This is a genomic window from Symbiopectobacterium sp. Eva_TO (genome assembly GCF_053848865.1).
The window spans coordinates 1,468,636-1,489,122 of record NZ_JBSPEY010000004.1 but is presented as its reverse complement, the minus strand read 5'-3'; the positions used below and the strand labels follow the sequence as shown (position 1 = coordinate 1,489,122).

Here is a 20,487-nt window from a genome sequence, read left to right as displayed (position 1 = left end):
TTAGCACACAAAGCTTACTGGCGAACCGCCGCCAGGGTGCGGCAGGAGCCCCATCGGGATGCCGTACACCGCTTCAAGCACCTGCGGCGTCATGATGGCATCAGGCGTCCCCTTGTAGTGGCACACTGATACTGGCCACCTGAGCGGAGGTGATATGCTCACCTCATCAACACGACAGGTGACCTCATGGGTAAACATTTTACGGCGGAATTTAAGCTCGAAGCCGCAAAGCTGGTTGTCGACCACGGCTACACATACGTTAAGGCCGCAGAGGCGGTTAATGTCAGCCATTCTGCCATTAGTCGCTGGGTCAATAAGCTTCGCCTTGAACGACAGGGAAAAACGCCAACGGGACTTCCTCTTACCCCTGAACAGCTCGAGCTGCGTGAGATGAAGAAAAAAGTCCAATGCCTTGAAATGGAGAACGAAATCCTAAAAAAGGCTACGGCGCTCTTAATGTCGGACTCACTCAACGGTTCACGGTAGTCGACAGGCTGAGGGCGCGATACCCGGTCACGGCGTTGTGCCAAACTTTTGAGGTACATCGCAGCAGCTACAGGCACTGGCAGGCTTCCGCTAATGAACCCGACGGTGAGCGCGTGGTTAAGTGTAGCCGCGTCATGGAAGCCTGGAACGCCAGCGGCGGCTCTGCCGGCGCTCGAAGTATCGCGACCATCGTCACCGGCAGCTCCGGTGTCAACATGGGGCGCTGGCTGGCTGGCAAGCTGATGAAGGAGCTGGGTATCGCCAGCTGCCAGCGACCGGCTCACAAATACAAACGCGGCGGCAATGAACACGTTGAAATACCGAACTATCTCAACCGCCAGTTCGCGGTTAACGCGCCGGATCAGGTCTGGTGCGGCGATGTGACCTACATCTGGACGGGCAAATGCTGGGCTTACCTTGCGGTGGTGCTAGATCTGTTCGCCCGCAAACCGGTGGGCTGGGCCATGTCGACGTCGCCGGACTCGGCGCTGACAGTTAAAGCGTTGCAGATGGCCTGGGAACTCCGGGGACAACCAACAGGAGTCATGTTCCACAGCGACCAGGGCAGCCACTATACCAGCCGTCAATACCGGCAAGCCCTGTGGCGCTGCCGGATAAAGCAGAGTATGAGTCGGCGGGGTAACTGCTGGGATAATGCGCCAATGGAGCGGTTCTTCCGCAGCCTGAAGACAGAATGGGTGCCGACAAAGGGTTACAACAGCTTCAGCGAAGCCCAGGACGCGATTATCCGCTACATCACGGGGTATTACAGCGCTATCCGGCCTCACTGGTATAACGGCGGCTTAACTCCAAACGAATCTGAGCGACTGTTCTACATACAGTCTAATGCGGTGGCCAATATTAGTTGACCACTACACTCTAGATGAAACTGGCCAGCATTTAATGACCATCCCTGGTGTTGGACCGATAACAGCCAGCGTTTTGTCATCACAGTTAGGCGATGGCAAGCAATATGAAAACAGTCGTAATTTTGCCGCTTCCACCGGTCTTGTACCCCGCCAATACAGTACTGGAGGGAAGAATACTCTGCTGGGTATTAGCCACCTCGTTATACACATCTCTGTTCGTGCCTGAGCGCGCGTAGCGTTTCGGCGGCCGTCATGACTTTCTGCAAGCCTTTCCTGATAGTTTTTGCGCCTGGTTCACCGTCGCCTTTTCGAGCAAGAAAGCCTCCCAGTTGCGCAACTAAGCGCAATACTTCGTTTAGCTTAGGGCGGCCCTTGGGCATACGCTTGTTCATCAGTAGGTAAGCTCCATGAGTCTCGTCGGAATCAAAGAACAACATTGCGTCCAGCTCTGGACAGGTTCGTCCCATACGCATTAAATAGGCGATGCGCCATGCCACGATCATGAACAGCGCCAATGCCCGCTCAATGCGATCCACGGTCGATAACTGTAACGCTTCGACACAGCAGCCGTTCTTCAGCACATTGAAGAACATCTCGATTTTCCATCTAGCCCGATACCAGTCGATCAGCTCCACGATATCTTCTCGTCCTTCAGGTACGCGATTGCTCAGCAACCGCCACTCGACCGGCTTCACGCCTGCTGGCGGCTCAATTTCCTTGGCTATCACACAAGTCACTGCCAACCCGCAACGCAGCGACACTCGCTTCACGCGCAGCGCCTGTTTCACCGTACGCGCCTTCTGCCCCGCGCGAGCCGCCATAACGAATTGGATTTCTCCCACCGGCACGGTCTTTCCAACCTTCTGCCAAAGCTTCTCATTACAGTCCAGACTGCGATTATGAGTCGAGCGGATCAACCAGTCAGCCGGAGTGCCAAGGTCATCAGCGAGCTGCATCAACGCCTTGATATCCGCTTCGAGATCGGCTAAGTACACCAGACGTGTGTTTGGCAACTCCGAGGCGAGTTCAGCAACTCGCTCGTATCCCTCGAGCCAGCGCGTACTCTCCTTGAGCCCATCGCGTTTTCCGTCTGCATCCTTCGGCTCTCTTGCCCACATCCACGCATCCAGTACGCCCAACCCCACGCGATCCGGACTGACCGCGTAGGTCGGATGCAGGTACAGACCACGCCTGGCTTCGTAGTTCAAGGGACCCAAGCCTTGGATTTGCTGCCCGTTGAAGTCAAGCTCGGTAGTGTCTTGGATACACAGCACAACCTCGTGTTCTCGGATCCTTTCCTGCGTACGCTGCCAGTGAGGTTGCAGAATGTCTCGCCATTCGAATGCTTGGTTCTCCATGAAGCGGTAAGCACCCAGCGTCTCAGGCCATCCGAGGCACGCATGCGGAATGCTGGCTTGCGGATTCTCAGCCAGCCGTATCAAAAGCCCTTTGGCGCGCTTATTGAGCCTCGTGTCACCAAGATTTACCCCTTCCAGTTCTTGGTGTGCCCAGCCATCTGAATCCCGTGTCATTTTTCAGCGCCGTAAATGGCGATAGTACACGTCGGTTTCACTTCATTTACAACCCCACCGGCTGCCTATTTCAGCCTCAGCCCGCTAACCCTTGGCATATAAGGCGTTGCGGACTTGTGTATAACGAGGTGGGTATTAGCAAGCGTGGAGATAAAAACCTTCGCCGATTGCTTGTTCAATGTGCGCGGGTATTTATCCTAAGAATTGACCATCAATCAGGGAGATTAGCTGATTGGGTAAGGTCTCAGTTGGGCAGGAAACATTCTTGCGTTGTGTGCTGTGCATTAGCAAATAAATTAGCTCGAATAGCTTGGGCAATAACGACACGAAATACCGTGTTTGAACAGTAATGCTGGTCTAACAGTCAGCAATTTAACGAAGTTACCCATCTGGTTTTGCGAAGACTGATTATTGATGACATGAACGGCCTGACGGCCTGATATAAAACCAAAAAATGAAAATGGCTCAATGAAGCCGATGGCCTTTTTAGGAATATCAGGTGCGAAACTCATCGTGGCGCGGGCATCCTTGGCCATAAAGACGCCGGATAGATTTAAGCAAGCCCTCCATTAATCAAAGATCAGTGTTGCAAAAATGGGGGTGACCATAGATTCATTGAGGGCTTTACAGGGTTTTGTTGACTCGATTTTTAAACTGATTAAATTGTCGCTGCATTGTCCAGACTATTCGCTGCTCAGCAAGCGAGCAAAGACAGTGAACATCAGCATAAAAACGCCAACCCGTGGTGAAATCTCACATCTGGTCATTGATGGAACCGGCCTGAAGGTCTTTGGCGAAGGCGAATGGAAAGTCCGGCAGCATGGTGCCGACAGACGCAGGGTGTGGCGTAAGCTGCATCTGGCAGTAGACAGTGCGACGCATGAGATTATCTGTGCGGATTTGTCGCTCAGTGGTACGAATGATGCCCAGGCTCTACCAGCACTGATAAACCAGACCCACCGGAAAATCAGAGAGGCATCGGCTGACGGCGCTTACGATACAGGTTACTGCCATGATGCTCTGCTGAGGAAGAAAATAAGGCCGCTTATCCCGCCGCGAAGGGGGGCCAATATTGGCCGGACCACTACCACGAGCGTAACCACGCTGTTGCAAATCAGCGCCTGAGCGGCAGCAACGATACCTGGAAAAAGAAAGTGGGCTATCACCGACGCTCAGTGGCTGAAACGGCCATATTCCGGTTCAAAACGCTTCTGGGTGGTCATCTAAGTCTGCGTGACTACGATGCTCAGGTGGGTGAAGCCATGGCGATGGTCAAAGCGCTTAACCGGATCACGCTATTAGGAATGCCGAACAGTATTCGCATCACGTAACAATCGATCTGGGGCACAGTCGTTACAAGTTCTGATTTATTCAACAAAGCCGCCGCAGGTGCGTTGGCCACATTCTTTTACCCGAATCATTTACTTGAGTAAGCTCATCGGGATTGAGGAATCTCATCCCTGAGATTCCCCCTGCGGGCCAGCGCGAGCGCTGTTCAAATCTGTTCCAGACTGATTTGTAATTCGTTTGCCGTCTTCCTGCAACTCTAATTATTTAGGATATAGACGCGAGTGACCAACGGCTAACGGCCCACTGTAAAAGGAGCGGCAACGCCATGTCCTGCCAATGCTCCGGCACCGGCTGATTAAGAAAGCGCAGCGCACTTAACAGTACCGGACGCGGATCGCCATCCGGTAGCGCTGGTGCGTGGTTCTGCTTGGAAAGCTTATTTCCCTGCGCGTTGAGCGCCAGCGGTAAATGGATGTAATCCGGTACCAGATAGCCTAAATAACTGTTCCGAATAGTAGATCACCTGAAGGGAACTCAGTCCGAGTTGAGCGATCTGATCAATCGATAAAGATCCCAAATCATCAACCGGACTGAGCGATGTCGAGCATAGCACCGATACCCCGTAACGAACGACGCCTGATGAAGAAAACTCTCCATAAAACGCGTGACAAGAATCACGCCCGCAGGCTGACCGCCATCCTGATGTTGCACCGGGGCGAGCGCGTGAGCGATGTCGCCAGAATGCTTTGCTGCGCCCGTTCGTCAATCGGCAGATGGATTAACTGGCTCACCCTGTACGGCATTGAAGGCCTCAAATCTCTGCGGCCCGGTCGTGGCCGTCGCTGGCCGTTTGAACAGATCTGCGCACTGTTAATCCAGCTCGTAAAGCGTTCCCCTCATGATTTTGGCTATCAGCGTTCGCGCTGGAGCACGGAACTGCTAGCGATAAAAATCAATGATATAACCGGTTGCCAGTTGCATGCTTCCACGGTGCGCCGTTGGCTGCCTTCTGCCGGTCTGGTGTGGCGACGCGCAGCTCCTACGCTGCGTATCCGCGACCCGCATAAGGAAGAAAAAATGGAGGCCATCGCGATGGCGCTGGAACAATGCAGCGCGGAACATCCCGTCTTTTACGAAGACGAAGTGGATATTCATCTGAATCCCAAAATTGGCGCGGACTGGCAGGTTCGCGGGAAGCAGAAACGCATCGTGACGCCGGGCCAGAACGAGAAATATTATCTGGCGGGTGCATTACACAGCGGGACGGGAAAAGTCAGCGATGTTGGAGGAAACAGTAAAAGTTCGTGTTTGTTTATCAGTATGTTAGGGCATCTGAGAGCAACGTACAGACGGGCAAAAACGCTCACGCTGATAGTTGATAACTACATTATTCACAAAAGCCGGGAGACGCAGCGCTGGCTGGAAGAAAACCCGAAATTCAGGGTTATTTATCAGCCGGTGTACTCACCATGGGTAAATCATGTAGAGCGGTTATGGCAGGCGTTGCATGAAACCATTACCCGCAATCATCAATGCTGTTCAATGTGGCAGTGACTGAACAAGGTTCGCCGCTTCATGGAAACCGTCAGCCCGTTTCCCAGTGGAAAACATGGACAGGCAAAAGTGTAGCGGTATTAGGAACAGCTATTTAGCTGTTGATAGAGCGCGATCTGCCGGACGGTAGGGGCGATCAGGTCTGCGCCGCGCACGATTTCCGTTACCCCTTGATCGTGGTCATCCACCACAACGGCAAGATTATAGGCGAATAATCCATCGCGGCGGTGAATGATAAAATCTTCCTGTGCCAGCGCCGGATCGGCATACAGCTCTCCGCGCAACCTGTCGTGAAAGTGCAACTCCGGGTTGTCTTGGCGCAAACGAAGGGCGGCGTGAGTAGGGCCCAGTTGGCGCGTACGGCAATGACTATCATACTGCCCGCCCAGTGAATGAATGCGTTGGCGCGTGCAATCGCAGTAGTAGCACTGGTGGCGTGCTTTCAGTGTGGCCAGCACTTCCAGATAACGCGCATGCCGTTGGGACTGATAAAGCACTGGGCCATCCCACAGCAAACCGTAGTGTTCCAACTGTGAAAGAATGCGGCTTGCCGCGCCAGCGACTTCGCGCGGCGGATCGATGTCTTCAATGCGCACCAGCCAGCGGCCACGATGGGCGCGTGCCTGTAGATAGCTGCCTAATGCTGCGATCAGGGAACCAAAATGAAGATCGCCGGAAGGCGATGGGGCAAAACGGCCTGTATAACGATGGGTGTCAGGCATACGGGTGAACAATGCCAGCACGTCACTCCCGCATTCGGTGCCGGGAGATGACGCTACGGCAAAAACGTAAAGCGGAACAGCTTTTCCGCCCTACTGTGGGATTATCCCGCCATCTGTTTCTCGCGGATTTCCGCCAGCGTTTTGCAGTCAATGCATAAATCGGCGGTAGGACGCGCTTCCAGGCGACGGATACCAATTTCAACACCACAAGAATCACAGTAGCCGAAGTCCTCGTCTTCGATTTTCTGTAGTGTTTTGGAAATCTTTTTGATCAACTTGCGTTCCCGATCGCGGTTACGAAGTTCCAGACTGAACTCTTCTTCCTGTGCGGCGCGATCGACCGGATCCGGGAAGTTGGCTGCTTCATCGCGCATATGGGAAACGGTGCGATCCACTTCATCCCTGAGTTGATTGCGCCATGCTTCAAGAATACGCTTGAAATGAGCCAATTGGGCGTCGTTCATGTACTCTTCGCCCGGCTTTTCCTGGTACGGCTCCACTCCGGCAATTGCGAGAATGCTCAGAGAAGATGTCTTACGGTTTTGCTCTTCTTGCATCTTGCTTCTCCTACATAACACGACACGCACTATCGATCCCTAAGGGGGGAGAAAAACAGGCCGCTATAAATAGCAGATGGAACTGGGGTTGGCAATAATTCCTGTCACAGGCCTGATAAGGTGCCAGGAACCTCGTCGTCACATCCGATAATAAACAACAGGTAAAGACACCTACCGTCTTTATCGCGTTACGGTTAACGGCAACGGGTACGTGAGCGTAATACCGTCAGGGCATAATGTGGTGGCATAGCAAAAAATTTCAACCCCCTTTTGCCGCGCTTCGCAAAATAATTCTGCATAACGGGCATCGATGTGCTGTGCAGGCGCAACTTCGGCGATGCCAGAGTGCAGCACCGCGAAAAACAGCACTGCACGTTCGCAGTTTTCAGCCACCTGCATCAATTCGCGCAGGTGTTTTTGTCCGCGCTGCGTCACGGCATCGGGAAAAAATCCTTGGTGAGGCGACATATGCAACGGCGTTTGTTGCAATAATGTAACTGACTTCACCTCAATATAGCAGTTAATCTGCCCCGGTGCCTGTAACAGCAGGTCAATGCGGCTGTTCTCCGTACCGTATTTCACTTCGGGGGTGATTTGGCGGTAGCCGGCCAACTCAGGAATGCGTTGCGCCAGCAGCGCTTCATACACCAGATGATTGGCGCGCAGCGTATTGACACAAATCCAATGCCCCTGCGCGGTTTCTGTAAGTTCCCAACTGTGCGCGTATTTACGCTTGGGGTTATCTGAGGTGGAGTACCACACTTTATCACCCGGTGTGGCGCACCCAGTCATCGCACCGGTGTTGGCACAGTGCAGCGTAAAGGTTTCTCCTTCGGGCGTAACCACATCGGCAAGGAAGCGTTTGTAACGCTTAATCAACCGTGCCGGTTTGAGCGGCGGCGTAAAGTTCATCGGGTTATCCTGCGTTATGTTGGGCCAACGGCCATTCCGCGACCTGTTGATAGCGGGTTTTTCCGTGTTCCCAGCGAGATTCATACAGGGCAAAGCGCTCGGCCGACAACGTCCAGTCAAAATTGGCGGGTGGAAGCGCCACGGGGTGCGTGGCACCGCGCAACAGTGTGATATGCGGGTGAAAGGGTTGCGGGCTTTGGTAGCAACCGCTGCGCGCCGCTTGCGATCGCAGCAGCGTGCCCAATTGCAGCAAGCCGCGCGGTGCCTGACGGCAGCCCAGCCATACCACGCCGGGGCGCGGCCACTGGCCTGCGTCGTTAAGATGCAACTGAAAAGCGGGCTGACGGATTCTGTCGGCCAGCAGCCGAAGGGCGCGCTCTTTTTGCTCGCTCACTTCACCCAAAAAGGCCAGCGTCATATGCATATTGGCAGCAGCGACCGGGCGTCCCGCCTCTGGGGCAAAGTGCTGGGCACGCCACTGAACCAGCGTTTGCGCCAGTGCATCGGGTAAGGACAAGGCAAAAAACAGGCGGCGTGTGCTTAATATGGCTCTCTCTCTCTACGCGGATAACCGAGGATGCTACAATGCCGATTCGAAGGCGACAACCACCGCTTTCGCGCAATGCCCTATTTTGTGCGAACATGCATTGTGCCAGGAAGACGCTATTGTAGAGGAGAATGCTGTGAGTTTACCGCCGGTCAGCGTCGTGCTGAATGAGGTCATTGACGCGTTAGGCCGCGCGCCTCAAGTTTTATTGCACGCACCCACCGTGCCGGGAAAATCCACCTGGCTGCCGCTAAAATTGCTGGAAATGGGTGGGTTCTCTGGCCGGATCATTTTACTTGAGCCGCGTCGGTTAGCGGCCAAAAACTTGGCGTGGCGCCTGGCGGAACAACTGGGTGAAACGCCGGGTGGCACCATCGGTTACCGCATGCGCGCTGAAACGCGCGTCGGCCCCCAGACGCGCATCGAAGTCGTCACTGAAGGGGTGCTGACACGCATGCTGCAACGGGATGCCGAACTGACGGGTGTGTCGCTGGTGATTCTGGATGAATTTCACGAGCGCAGCTTGCAGGCGGATTTGGCATTGGCGCTGCTGCTCGATGTTCAGCAAGGGCTGCGCGAGGATCTGGTTCTGCTCATTATGTCCGCCACGCTGGATAACGCGCGTTTGGCTGCGTTATTACCGACGGCGGAGACGGTGGTGTCACAGGGGCGGGCTTTTCCAGTGGATCGCAACTATCAGCCGTTGGGCAATCAGGAACGGTTGGAAGAGGGCATTGCCCGGCAGATTCGCCGTTTTCTGACGGAACAGCCCGGATCGGCGTTGGTGTTTTTGCCCGGTGTGGCGGAGATCAAACGGGTTGAAGCCATGCTGCAAGAGACGCTTACCCGCGATGTGGACATCTGCCCACTGTATGGCGCATTGACGCTGGCCGACCAGCAGAAAGCGATTTTCCCTGCCGCGCCGGGGCGGCGTAAAGTGGTGTTGTCCACCAATATTGCAGAAACCAGCCTGACAATTGAAGGTATTCGGCTGGTGGTCGATAGTGGACTGGAGCGCGTTGCCCGTTTTGATGTGAAAAGCGGGCTGACGCGCTTAGTGACGCAGCGCATCAGTCAGGCATCGATGACGCAACGGGCGGGGCGCGCCGGACGACTGGAAGCGGGCTTGTGCGTGCACCTGTGCGCAAAAGATCAGGCGGAGCGTGCCGCCGCACAAAACAGCCCGGAAATGTTAAACAGCGATTTGAGCAGCGTCTGGCTTGAACTGTTGCAATGGGGCTGCACCTCCGCTGAGTCGCTCACCTGGCTGGATGCCCCGCCGACGCCAGCCCTTGATGCTGCACGTCGTTTGCTGACGCAATTGCAGGTAACCGATAATGCCGGGAGGCTTACGACCCGTGGACGCCATATCGCCCGATTGGGCATCGAGCCTCGTTTGGCGGCTATGTTGCACAGCACCGCACAGCAGGATGCGCAAACGCAGGCCACCGCCTGTCTGTTGGCGGCGCTGTTATTAGAAGAACCGCCGCGTATGGGGCCGCTGGACATTGAGCGTTTACTTGCGCGGCCTTCGCCCTCCTGGCGGCAGCGTGCCACGCAGTTGATGACGCGTCTGGCGGGAAAATCGGCGAGCTGGCGCGAACCGCAGCACTTTGCCGCATTGCCCGCGCTGCTGGCGTTTGCCTATCCCGATCGCATTGCCCAACGACGCAGTGCCGATGGCCGTTATCAGTTGGCAAGCGGGCTGGGCGCACGCTTGCCATTGGACGAGCCGTTGGCGGCGCAGGAGTGGCTGATTGCACCGACACTGATGTTGGCCGAGGGAGGGATGCGCGCATTACGCTGGCGCTGCCCGTTAATATTGATGCGCTTATCGCGCAGCGTCCTGACCTGGTTTCAGAACAGAACATCGTGCACTGGGATGAAGAAAAAGGTACCCTGCGCGCCAGTCGACGTGAGTGTATTGGCTGCCTGACGTTGCGTTACCAGCCGCTGAATAAACCCTCTGATGAGGCGATGCATCAGGCGCTGCTCAACTGGGTGCGCGAGCAGGGTCTGGCTGCGCTCAATTGGCAAAACGACGCGGAACAACTGCGGATACGCGTGGCTTGCGCGCAGCGTTGGCTCGCCGAGGGCGACTGGCCCGCCATGGACGATGAGGCTCTGCTGGCAAAGTTGGATACTTGGTTGTTGCCGTCGCTGCACGGCGTGCGCGATGTGCGTACACTGCGACAGATTGACCTTTACGACGCGTTGCTGCGCCTACTGGATTGGCCGCTGCGACAGCGGCTGGAAAGCGCGCTGCCGCGCCATTACACCGCACCGGGCGTCAGCCATCTGCCGTTGCGCTATCATCACGATCAGCCGCCGGCGCTCGCGGTGCGTATGCAGGAGATGTTTGGTGAGAGGCAGAACCCCACGGTGGCAGAAGGGCGCGTTGCCGTGGTGTTGGAACTGCTCTCTCCGGCGCATCGACCTTTGCAGATCACGCGCGATCTGGCCGCCTTCTGGCAAGGAGCGTACCGTGAGGTGCAAAAAGAGATGAAAGGGCGTTATCCCAAACACGTATGGCCGGACGATCCTGCCAATACTGCGCCTACGTGTAGTGGCACACTGATACTGGCCACCTGAGCGGAGGTGATATGCTCACCTCATCAACACGACAGGTGACCTCATGGGTAAACATTTTACGGCGGAATTTAAGCTCGAAGCCGCAAAGCTGGTTGTCGACCACGGCTACACATACGTTAAGGCCGCAGAGGCGGTTAATGTCAGCCATTCTGCCATTAGTCGCTGGGTCAATAAGCTTCGCCTTGAACGACAGGGAAAAACGCCAACGGGACTTCCTCTTACCCCTGAACAGCTCGAGCTGCGTGAGATGAAGAAAAAAGTCCAATGCCTTGAAATGGAGAACGAAATCCTAAAAAAGGCTACGGCGCTCTTAATGTCGGACTCACTCAACGGTTCACGGTAGTCGACAGGCTGAGGGCGCGATACCCGGTCACGGCGTTGTGCCAAACTTTTGAGGTACATCGCAGCAGCTACAGGCACTGGCAGGCTTCCGCTAATGAACCCGACGGTGAGCGCGTGGTTAAGTGTAGCCGCGTCATGGAAGCCTGGAACGCCAGCGGCGGCTCTGCCGGCGCTCGAAGTATCGCGACCATCGTCACCGGCAGCTCCGGTGTCAACATGGGGCGCTGGCTGGCTGGCAAGCTGATGAAGGAGCTGGGTATCGCCAGCTGCCAGCGACCGGCTCACAAATACAAACGCGGCGGCAATGAACACGTTGAAATACCGAACTATCTCAACCGCCAGTTCGCGGTTAACGCGCCGGATCAGGTCTGGTGCGGCGATGTGACCTACATCTGGACGGGCAAATGCTGGGCTTACCTTGCGGTGGTGCTAGATCTGTTCGCCCGCAAACCGGTGGGCTGGGCCATGTCGACGTCGCCGGACTCGGCGCTGACAGTTAAAGCGTTGCAGATGGCCTGGGAACTCCGGGGACAACCAACAGGAGTCATGTTCCACAGCGACCAGGGCAGCCACTATACCAGCCGTCAATACCGGCAAGCCCTGTGGCGCTGCCGGATAAAGCAGAGTATGAGTCGGCGGGGTAACTGCTGGGATAATGCGCCAATGGAGCGGTTCTTCCGCAGCCTGAAGACAGAATGGGTGCCGACAAAGGGTTACAACAGCTTCAGCGAAGCCCAGGACGCGATTATCCGCTACATCACGGGGTATTACAGCGCTATCCGGCCTCACTGGTATAACGGCGGCTTAACTCCAAACGAATCTGAGCGACTGTTCTACATACAGTCTAATGCGGTGGCCAATATTAGTTGACCACTACAACGCGGCGCACAAAGAAATACCAGACGCCCTGATACGTTATTGCAACGTATTTCAGACGGTTCTGCTTTTCTGAAACCTGGCGGAACAACAGAGTAAGCGACGACAGCCAGCGCCTACGTCTATAGTGGTGATGTTATTGTCATTAACCTGACGGAGAAGTAACCGCAATGTCACAGGACGATCGTGAACCTATCGGACGCAAAGGAAGAGCGTCAGGACGAAAACCGCCGCGCGCTCAGGCGACCCGGCGTCGTAGTCGAAGGGATGACTATGAAGAAGAGGATGACGTCTATCAGGATGACATTGATGAAGAAGACGACGAGTACGAGATGAGCAAAAAACCGCGTAAAAAAAGACGCTGGCTTGGGTTGTTCATTAAGCTGTCGCTGGTCCTCGCCGTGGTGCTTGCGCTGTATGGCGTCTATCTTGACAGCCAGATTCGCAGCCGAATCGAAGGCAAAGTGTGGCAGCTGCCTGCGGCCGTTTATGGCCGCATGGTGAACCTCGAACCGGGCATGTCCTACAGCCAGAAAGAGATGATAAACCTGCTGGAAGGGATGCAATACCGTCAGGTATCGCGTATCACCCGGCCGGGCGAATTCAGCGTGCGTGGTAATACCATTGATATACTTCGCCGCCCGTTCGATTTCCCCGATGGTAAGGAAGGGCAGATCAATGCCCGACTGATCTTTACCAACGATCGTCTGGCTCAGATCCAAAATCTGGAAAACCAACGTAATTTTGGTTTCTTTCGTCTCGATCCGCGCCTGATCACCATGATGCAATCCCCTAACGGGGAGCAGCGGCTGTTCGTGCAGCGCTCCGGTTTCCCGGATTTACTGGTTGATACGCTGGTCGCGACTGAAGACCGCCATTTTTACCAGCATGACGGCATCAGCTTCCTGTCTATTGGCCGTGCTTTTCTGGCGAACATCACGGCTGGCCGCGCGGTGCAGGGCGGGAGTACCCTGACGCAGCAGTTGGTGAAAAACCTGTTTCTCACCAATGAACGCTCCTTGTGGCGTAAAGCGAACGAAGCCTACATGGCGTTGATCATGGATTACCGCTACAGCAAAGATCTTATTCTTGAGCTGTACCTGAATGAAGTGTATCTCGGCCAGAGCGGCAACGATCAGATTCGTGGTTTCCCGCTTGCTAGCCTTTACTACTTCGGTCGTCCGGTGAATGAACTGAGTCTCGATCAGCAGGCACTGTTGGTCGGTATGGTAAAAGGCGCCTCGCTGTATAACCCGTGGCGTAATCCGCAACTGACATTAGAACGCCGTAATCTGGTGCTGCGTTTGCTGCAAAACCAGCAGATTATTGACGAAGATCTCTACAACATGCTGAGCGCCCGCCCGTTAGGGGTGCAACCGAAAGGAGGCGTGATCACACCGCAACCTGCCTTTATGCAACTGGTGCGTCAGGAGTTGCAGCAGCGACTGGGGGATAAGGTAAAAGATCTTTCCGGCGTGAAGATTTTCACCACGCTGGATCCGGTGTCGCAGGATGCGGCTGAAAAAGCGGTGGAAGAGGGGATTCCTGCGCTGCGTGCGGCACGCAACGTGAGCGATCTGGAAACTGCCATGGTGGTTGTCGATCGTTTTAGTGGTGAAATTCGCGCCATGGTGGGCGGGGCTCAAACCCAATACGCCGGTTTTAACCGTGCCATGCAGGCGCGTCGTCCTGTGGGTTCACTGGCAAAACCGCCGACCTACCTGACCGCATTGAGTCACCCCGATACCTTCCGTCTCAATACCTGGTTGGCGGATGAACCACTCTCGCTCAAGCAGCCGAACGGGCAGGTGTGGCAGCCGAACAACTACGATCGTCAGTTCCGTGGACGCGTGATGTTGGTGGATGCATTAGCCAACTCGCTTAACGTGCCGACGGTCAATTTGGGGATGACGGTTGGGCTGGAGCAGATCAGCAATACGCTGCAACGTTTGGGTATCCCGAAAGAGGTGATCCAACCGGTGCCTGCCATGCTGCTGGGGGCCATCAGCCTGACACCGATGGAAGTGGCGCAGGAGTATCAAACCATCGCCAGCGGCGGTAATCGCGCGCCGTTGTCGGCGCTGCGTTCGGTGATTGCGGAAGACTGTAGCGTGCTGTATCAAAGCTTCCCGCAGGCTGAACGAGTGGTGCCGGCTCAGGCGGCGTACCTGACGTTGTATGGCATGCAGCAGGTGGTTGAGCGCGGAACTTCACGCTCATTGGCGGTGAAGTTCCCCAATTACCATCTGGCGGCGAAAACCGGGACCACCAACGATCTGCGCGACAGCTGGTTTGCCGGTGTTGATGGCAAAGAAGTGGCGATCACCTGGGTAGGGCGCGATAACAACGGTCCGGCAAAACTGACCGGTGCCAACGGTGCGTTAACGCTGTATCGCCGCTATCTGGAAAACCAGACGCCGCTGGCGCTGATGCTGACACCGCCGGAAGGCATCGCGACTATGACTGTCGATAGCGGCGGCCAGTTTATCTGTAATGGCAGCGCAGGCCGGGCATTGCCGGTGTGGACGGAAAACCCGCAAGCGCTGTGTCAGAGCGCACAACAGCAGCAACAAGCGCCCGCACAGCAAAACGACAGCGGTGTTGCTGACTGGATCAAAGAGATGTTTGGTCAGTAACCACGCAGTTTACGCTGATGAACAACGCCCCGACGCGATCTGTGCCGGGGCGTTGTGCTTTTTGGGGCTATACCCTAAATAATTCGAGTTGCAGCAAGACGGCAAGCGCTGGCCCACAGGGGGAATCTCAGGGATGAGATTCCTCAATCCCCATGAGCCCACTGAAGTAAGTGATTCGGGGGAGTGAGCGCAGCCAACGTATCTGCAACGTGAAGTATGACGGGTATAAATTGCTTGCGAGAGGGATCCCGTCCGCCTATCATTCCCGCTCTTGATAATAATCATTATTGTTCTCTTTTGCGTCGGTAGCATCTCGGTGAACAATGCTGCTACCTGACAAACGGCGGACTGCAACAATGGGTTACGACGGTTATGCAAAATCCAGACACCTCTTCTCATGAATCGGTGCGGGCTGATAACGGGCCGGATACCACTTTTAGGCTCGACGATGTCAGTTTTGCTGTGCCTGGCCGCACCCTGCTGCATTCGCTTTCTCTGACATTTCCCATCGGTAAAGTATGCGGATTGATTGGTCACAACGGTTCAGGTAAATCAACGCTGTTGAAGATGCTGGGGCGTCATCAAACACCAAGTACCGGCGTAATTTCGGTCAAGGACACGCCGTTGTCCGGTTGGGACAGCAAATCTTTTGCCCGCCAGGTTGCTTATCTGCCTCAACAACTCCCTGCTGCGGAAGGTATGACGGTGCGTGAGCTTGTTGCGCTAGGGCGTTACCCGTGGCACGGCGCACTGGGACGTTTTGGCAGCATCGATCGTGAAAAAGTGGAAAACGCTATTGCCGTCGTGGTGCTGAAGCCGTTCGCTCACCGTCTGGTGGACAGCCTGTCTGGCGGTGAGCGTCAACTCGCCTGGCTGGCAATGACGGTGGCGCAGGACAGTCGCTGTCTGCTGCTGGATGAACCGACATCGGCGTTAGACATTGCGCATCAGGTTGAGGTACTGGCACTGATCCAACGTATGAGCCGAGAGCAGGGGCTGACGGTGATCGCCGTGCTGCACGATATCAATATGGCGGCGCGCTACTGTGATTATCTGGTGGCGCTGCGCGGTGGTGAAATGATTGCGCAGGTGTAGTGGTCAACTAATATTGGCCACCGCATTAGACTGTATGTAGAACAGTCGCTCAGATTCGTTTGGAGTTAAGCCGCCGTTATACCAGTGAGGCCGGATAGCGCTGTAATACCCCGTGATGTAGCGGATAATCGCGTCCTGGGCTTCGCTGAAGCTGTTGTAACCCTTTGTCGGCACCCATTCTGTCTTCAGGCTGCGGAAGAACCGCTCCATTGGCGCATTATCCCAGCAGTTACCCCGCCGACTCATACTCTGCTTTATCCGGCAGCGCCACAGGGCTTGCCGGTATTGACGGCTGGTATAGTGGCTGCCCTGGTCGCTGTGGAACATGACTCCTGTTGGTTGTCCCCGGAGTTCCCAGGCCATCTGCAACGCTTTAACTGTCAGCGCCGAGTCCGGCGACGTCGACATGGCCCAGCCCACCGGTTTGCGGGCGAACAGATCTAGCACCACCGCAAGGTAAGCCCAGCATTTGCCCGTCCAGATGTAGGTCACATCGCCGCACCAGACCTGATCCGGCGCGTTAACCGCGAACTGGCGGTTGAGATAGTTCGGTATTTCAACGTGTTCATTGCCGCCGCGTTTGTATTTGTGAGCCGGTCGCTGGCAGCTGGCGATACCCAGCTCCTTCATCAGCTTGCCAGCCAGCCAGCGCCCCATGTTGACACCGGAGCTGCCGGTGACGATGGTCGCGATACTTCGAGCGCCGGCAGAGCCGCCGCTGGCGTTCCAGGCTTCCATGACGCGGCTACACTTAACCACGCGCTCACCGTCGGGTTCATTAGCGGAAGCCTGCCAGTGCCTGTAGCTGCTGCGATGTACCTCAAAAGTTTGGCACAACGCCGTGACCGGGTATCGCGCCCTCAGCCTGTCGACTACCGTGAACCGTTGAGTGAGTCCGACATTAAGAGCGCCGTAGCCTTTTTTAGGATTTCGTTCTCCATTTCAAGGCATTGGACTTTTTTCTTCATCTCACGCAGCTCGAGCTGTTCAGGGGTAAGAGGAAGTCCCGTTGGCGTTTTTCCCTGTCGTTCAAGGCGAAGCTTATTGACCCAGCGACTAATGGCAGAATGGCTGACATTAACCGCTTCTGCGGCCTTAACGTATGTGTAGCCGTGGTCGACAACCAGCTTTGCGGCTTCGAGCTTAAATTCCGCCGTAAAATGTTTACCCATGAGGTCACCTGTCGTGTTGATGAGGTGAGCATATCACCTCCGCTCAGGTGGCCAGTATCAGTGTGCCACTACAATTGGTTTCATTGATGTGAGTGAGAGCGCCCAGCAGCATCATCTGGCGTTCTTGTTTAGTTAAGAGGCATGGGTTATTCATCGCGACCCACACGCTACGCTTGAGGATGCGCTCGACCTCATGACCGAGCGCTGAAAAGTTAGCCATCCTTGGCTTTTTGCTACAAAACCCATCTCTTATTTCGGATAAACTGGGAAATAAAATCCGCGTTCACCTTGGTGCCAACATGCAGAGCATTAGGACGCAAAGTATTTGACGGGTGAATGTTATCCGCCCGGAGAGAAGTTGGTGTCACGCCGTTTGCTATGTCTGTCACATCTTGTGGATAGCCAGGGTTGTGATGGTTCTTAAAGTTTTGTAACAAGTCCAGACCCTGTACATAAATTTGTGTAATTGCCTGATTTTGATATGTTCAATCCAACATCAAAAACAGGTTAATTTATGGACGAAAAACAGTTGCAGGCTCTGGCTAACGAACTGGCCAAAAATCTCAAAACCCCTGACGCTCTCAGCCAATTCGATCGCCTGCTGAAGAAAATCAGCGTTGAGGCTGCTCTCAACGCCGAAATGTCCCACCATCTGGGCTACGATAAAAATCAGCCCAAACCGGGGGCCAACTCCCGCAACGGCTATTCCACAAACACCGTGACCACCGGCGATGGCCCTCTGGCACTACGTACTCCGCGCGATCGTGATGGCTCCTTCGAACCACTACTGGTGAAGAAAAACCAGACCCGGATCACCGGGATGGATAACCAAATCCTGTCCCTGTACGCCAGAGGGATGACCACCCGCGAGATAGCGTCTGCGTTCAAAGAGCTGTATGACGCGGATGTCTCACCGGCGCTGGTCTCGAAGGTCACCGACGCCGTGATGGAACAGGTTACTGAATGGCAAAATCGTCCACTGGATGCAGTCTATCCCATTGTTTACCTTGACTGTATCATCCTGAAGGTCCGGCAGGACAGTCGCGTCATCAATAAATCCGTGTTCCTGGTACTGGGTATCAACATCGAGGGCCAGAAAGAACTGCTGGGTATGTGGCTGGCCGAAAACGAGGGCGCGAAGTTCTGGCTCAATGTGCTGACAGAACTAAAAAACCGCGGCCTGAACGATATCCTCATCGCCTGTGTCGACGGTCTGAAAGGCTTCCCGGACGCCATCAACGCGGTGTATCCGGAAGCCCGCATCCAGCGGTGCATCGTGCACATGGTACGCAACAGCCTGAGGTTCGTCTCTTGGAAGGACTACAAAGCCGTCACACGCGACCTGAAAGCCATCTATCAGGCCGCTACGGAAGAAGCAGGCCAGCAGGCGCTGGAAGCATTCGCCAGCGCATGGGACAGCCGCTATCCACAGATAAGCCGGAGCTGGCAGACGAACTGGAGCAATCTGGCAACGTTCTTCGCTTACCCGGCAGATATCCGCAAAGTCATCGACACAACCAACGCCATCGAGTCGCTGAACAGTGTGATCCGGCATGCGATTAAAAAACGCAAGGTGTTCCCGACTGACGACGCAGTGAAAAAGGTGGTGTGGCTGGCAATCCAGTCGGCCTAACAGAAATGGACGATGCCACTGCGGGACTGGCGTATGGCAATGAGCCGTTTTATTATCGAGTTCGGTGACCGCCTGGACGGTCACTACTGAGAAAGGCATTTACACAGAATCATGTACAGGGTCATCCCCGGCTTTCGCCGAGGATGACGAGACGTTAAGTGACTTAATCACCAGTCGGACATCACTATTCAGTGATGCTGTGCTGCCGCCACCATTCCGACAGCAAAATTCCCGTCGCAACGGAGATATTCAGGCTTTCCACTTTACCCGTACCACCGATAGACAGCGGCAAATCACCCTGCTGCCAGGTGCTGTCAGTCAGGCCATCGCCTTCATGCCCCACCACCAATACAACTTTCTTCGGCAATGCGGTTTGTGCCAGCGGCTGCCCTTTGTGGCTGGAGGTGTTCGCGATGGTATAACCCGCGGCGCGGAACGCATCCAGCGCCGAGGGGAAACTATCGGTTTGAATGGCATTCACATGCTCTGCGCCGCCTTCTGCCGTGCGCACTGCCGCGCCAGATTCCAGCAACGACGGATCGTGAATCAGCAACCCTTCGACACCAAAGTGCGCGCAGGAGCGCAAGATACCGCCCAGATTATGCGGGTTACCCACATCTTCCAGCGCCAGCACACAATCTGTTTCCTTCGCCTGTGCCTGTTCCAAATAATCATTCACATCAGAGCCCTGACGTTTTTTGATCAGGAAGCACACGCCGCCGTGGTGATCGGTGCCAGACGCCTTGGTGAGTTCTTCATCATCCACCACATGGTAGGCTTTACGGTTCGCCGCCATCCAGCGTAACGCTTCACGGAAACGCGGCGTCACTTCTTGCAGGAACCAAGCGCGCACAATGGCGCCCGGACGGTTGGTAAACAGCGCCTGACAGGCGTTTTCACCATAAACCCGCGTCTCTTCCTGACGCTGACGGCGAATCTGCTCGGGATCGAGACGACTCTTGCCCACAATCCCGCCATGGTCTGGTGTATCTACGGCATCCGGTGCGCGCGACACGGTTTTCCACGGTGAATCACTGCCGCGACCGTAATCTGCACGATCATCGCGCCCAGCATTGTCATTATTGCGGTGCGGATTTTCACGCACATAGCGCGGGTTCATGTCACGCGGATCGCGTGGTTTAGTACGCCCATCTTTATCGCGGTTGTCGCGATTATCACCCGGCTTGCCGCGCCCGTCTTTATCCCAGTTGTCACGAGACGCATACGGCCCTTTGCTGCGCCCGTCTTTGTCTCGGTTATCACGCCGCCCGGTTTTTTTGTTATCATTGCGGCGATCGCGCGCGCCGTCTCCGGTACGCGAATTTTTCTTTTCGTCCTCATTACGGACGTACATTACGCGGACCTTTCCGCTCTTACTACCCGCTGAATCGCTCATTATTTTCTCCACCAACGCGCTGGCGCGAAGATTACCTGATGTACACCCGCGACGCTACCGACTTCGGGTATAAAAGCGGAGTTTCCGTGACACCTCGGCAAACCATGACACCGAAACCTGAACCACAACGGTGATGTCTATTGTAATCATTGAGGAAACCACATTGTTTCTTCAGACGGCCATCACCATAATACGTTTACGTTTTTGCAACATGCTGTTGTTTTTCAAGCTGCCCTCTGGTTATGGCACAACGTTGACCACAGCACATCTATTTTA

11 protein-coding genes and 10 pseudogenes are annotated in these 20,487 nt (G+C 55.2%); 10 read left to right on the top strand and 11 right to left on the bottom strand.

What is annotated here, in order from left to right:
* Positions 1-114: pseudogene (locus ACWWJF_RS09780) on the bottom strand (Fe3+-hydroxamate ABC transporter ATP-binding protein FhuC); the annotation flags it as partial.
* A gap of 72 nt (positions 115-186) precedes the next feature.
* Between ACWWJF_RS09780 and ACWWJF_RS09775 the strand changes: the two are divergent.
* Both ACWWJF_RS09775 and ACWWJF_RS09770 read left to right on the top strand, forming a co-directional pair.
* Positions 187-1,355 (top strand): IS3 family transposase gene (locus ACWWJF_RS09775; protein WP_455869309.1). Its coding sequence is split into 2 segments (ribosomal slippage): positions 187-442 and positions 442-1,355, totalling 1,170 coding nucleotides; the frame shifts between segments, so codons are not numbered across the junction.
* 13 nt (positions 1,356-1,368) lie between these two features.
* Positions 1,369-1,548, top strand: a pseudogene (locus tag ACWWJF_RS09770) (transposase); the annotation flags it as partial.
* Positions 1,549-1,555: 7 nt separating this feature from the next.
* Here the strand turns inward: ACWWJF_RS09770 and ACWWJF_RS09765 are convergent.
* A complete protein-coding gene (locus ACWWJF_RS09765) occupies positions 1,556-2,887 on the bottom strand; it encodes an IS4 family transposase (RefSeq protein WP_455869312.1) in 1,332 nt (443 codons plus the stop codon).
* Positions 2,888-3,015: 128 nt separating this feature from the next.
* Between ACWWJF_RS09765 and ACWWJF_RS09760 the strand changes: the two are divergent.
* A pseudogene (locus ACWWJF_RS09760) lies at positions 3,016-3,237 on the top strand (transposase); the annotation flags it as partial.
* On the opposite strand, the gene ACWWJF_RS09755 reads toward ACWWJF_RS09760, so the two are convergent.
* Positions 3,184-3,423, bottom strand: coding sequence for a hypothetical protein (locus ACWWJF_RS09755; RefSeq protein WP_455868475.1), 240 nt, complete (start codon positions 3,421-3,423; stop codon positions 3,184-3,186). The pseudogene ACWWJF_RS09760 and the gene ACWWJF_RS09755 overlap by 54 nt on opposite strands.
* Positions 3,424-3,502: 79 nt before the next feature.
* On the opposite strand from ACWWJF_RS09755, the pseudogene ACWWJF_RS09750 reads away from it, so the two are divergent.
* A pseudogene (locus ACWWJF_RS09750) lies at positions 3,503-4,218 on the top strand (IS5 family transposase); the annotation flags it as partial.
* A gap of 223 nt (positions 4,219-4,441) precedes the next feature.
* Here the strand turns inward: ACWWJF_RS09750 and ACWWJF_RS09745 are convergent.
* Positions 4,442-4,675 (bottom strand): annotated as a pseudogene (locus ACWWJF_RS09745) (tRNA glutamyl-Q(34) synthetase GluQRS); the annotation flags it as partial.
* A gap of 99 nt (positions 4,676-4,774) precedes the next feature.
* Between ACWWJF_RS09745 and ACWWJF_RS09740 the strand changes: the two are divergent.
* Positions 4,775-5,806 (top strand): annotated as a pseudogene (locus ACWWJF_RS09740) (IS630 family transposase).
* A gap of 17 nt (positions 5,807-5,823) precedes the next feature.
* Here the strand turns inward: ACWWJF_RS09740 and gluQRS are convergent.
* The 4 genes and pseudogenes from gluQRS to thpR form a co-directional block, all read right to left on the bottom strand.
* Positions 5,824-6,453: pseudogene (gluQRS, locus tag ACWWJF_RS09735) on the bottom strand (tRNA glutamyl-Q(34) synthetase GluQRS); the annotation flags it as partial.
* A gap of 101 nt (positions 6,454-6,554) precedes the next feature.
* Complete coding sequence (gene dksA, locus ACWWJF_RS09730) at positions 6,555-7,010, bottom strand: RNA polymerase-binding protein DksA (RefSeq protein ID WP_196905643.1); 456 nt, start codon at positions 7,008-7,010, stop codon at positions 6,555-6,557.
* Between the two features lie 180 nt (positions 7,011-7,190).
* Entirely contained in the window at positions 7,191-7,922 is a 732-nt protein-coding gene (gene sfsA / locus ACWWJF_RS09725) for a DNA/RNA nuclease SfsA (RefSeq protein WP_455869311.1), read from the bottom strand.
* A gap of 4 nt (positions 7,923-7,926) precedes the next feature.
* Complete coding sequence (gene thpR, locus ACWWJF_RS09720) at positions 7,927-8,469, bottom strand: RNA 2',3'-cyclic phosphodiesterase (RefSeq protein WP_455871020.1); 543 nt, start codon at positions 8,467-8,469, stop codon at positions 7,927-7,929.
* Positions 8,470-8,605: 136 nt separating this feature from the next.
* On the opposite strand from thpR, the pseudogene hrpB reads away from it, so the two are divergent.
* The 4 genes and pseudogenes from hrpB to fhuC all read left to right on the top strand — a co-directional run.
* Positions 8,606-11,061 (top strand): annotated as a pseudogene (gene hrpB, locus ACWWJF_RS09715) (ATP-dependent helicase HrpB).
* A gap of 43 nt (positions 11,062-11,104) precedes the next feature.
* Positions 11,105-12,273 (top strand): IS3 family transposase gene (locus tag ACWWJF_RS09710; RefSeq protein WP_455869309.1). Its coding sequence is split into 2 segments (ribosomal slippage): positions 11,105-11,360 and positions 11,360-12,273, totalling 1,170 coding nucleotides; the frame shifts between segments, so codons are not numbered across the junction.
* 176 nt (positions 12,274-12,449) lie between these two features.
* A complete protein-coding gene (gene mrcB, locus ACWWJF_RS09705; RefSeq protein ID WP_455869310.1) occupies positions 12,450-14,915 on the top strand; it encodes a bifunctional glycosyl transferase/transpeptidase in 2,466 nt (821 codons plus the stop codon).
* Positions 14,916-15,287: 372 nt separating this feature from the next.
* Positions 15,288-16,004, top strand: a pseudogene (fhuC, locus tag ACWWJF_RS09700) (Fe3+-hydroxamate ABC transporter ATP-binding protein FhuC); the annotation flags it as partial.
* A 9-nt stretch (positions 16,005-16,013) separates the two neighbouring features.
* Here fhuC and ACWWJF_RS09695 read toward each other — a convergent pair.
* Together ACWWJF_RS09695 and ACWWJF_RS09690 are read right to left on the bottom strand one after the other, a co-directional pair.
* A protein-coding gene (locus tag ACWWJF_RS09695; protein ID WP_455869309.1) for an IS3 family transposase occupies positions 16,014-17,182 on the bottom strand; the annotation gives its coding sequence in 2 pieces (ribosomal slippage) (positions 16,014-16,927 and positions 16,927-17,182; 1,170 coding nt in all).
* Between the two features lie 43 nt (positions 17,183-17,225).
* Positions 17,226-17,402: a hypothetical protein gene (locus tag ACWWJF_RS09690; RefSeq protein ID WP_455869308.1), complete on the bottom strand. Its 177-nt coding sequence runs from the start codon at positions 17,400-17,402 to the stop codon at positions 17,226-17,228.
* Positions 17,403-17,696: 294 nt separating this feature from the next.
* On the opposite strand from ACWWJF_RS09690, the pseudogene ACWWJF_RS09685 reads away from it, so the two are divergent.
* A pseudogene (locus ACWWJF_RS09685) lies at positions 17,697-18,905 on the top strand (IS256 family transposase).
* A gap of 94 nt (positions 18,906-18,999) precedes the next feature.
* On the opposite strand, the gene ACWWJF_RS09680 reads toward ACWWJF_RS09685, so the two are convergent.
* Entirely contained in the window at positions 19,000-20,211 is a 1,212-nt protein-coding gene (locus tag ACWWJF_RS09680) for a tRNA/rRNA methyltransferase (protein ID WP_455871019.1), read from the bottom strand.
* Positions 20,212-20,487 lie beyond the last annotated feature (276 nt).

Bases quoted from the DNA above. Each gene is read 5' to 3' on its own strand.
- ACWWJF_RS09765 (WP_455869312.1), bottom strand. From the start codon at position 2,887: ATGACACGGGATTCAGATGGCTGGGCACACCAAGAACTGGAAGGGGTA.
- ACWWJF_RS09755 (WP_455868475.1), bottom strand. From the start codon at position 3,423: ATGGCCAAGGATGCCCGCGCCACGATGAGTTTCGCACCTGATATTCCT.
- dksA (WP_196905643.1), bottom strand. From the start codon at position 7,010: ATGCAAGAAGAGCAAAACCGTAAGACATCTTCTCTGAGCATTCTCGCA.
- sfsA (WP_455869311.1), bottom strand. From the start codon at position 7,922: ATGAACTTTACGCCGCCGCTCAAACCGGCACGGTTGATTAAGCGTTAC.
- mrcB (WP_455869310.1), top strand. From the start codon at position 12,450: ATGTCACAGGACGATCGTGAACCTATCGGACGCAAAGGAAGAGCGTCA.
- ACWWJF_RS09690 (WP_455869308.1), bottom strand. From the start codon at position 17,402: ATGGCTAACTTTTCAGCGCTCGGTCATGAGGTCGAGCGCATCCTCAAG.
- ACWWJF_RS09680 (WP_455871019.1), bottom strand. From the start codon at position 20,211: ATGAGCGATTCAGCGGGTAGTAAGAGCGGAAAGGTCCGCGTAATGTAC.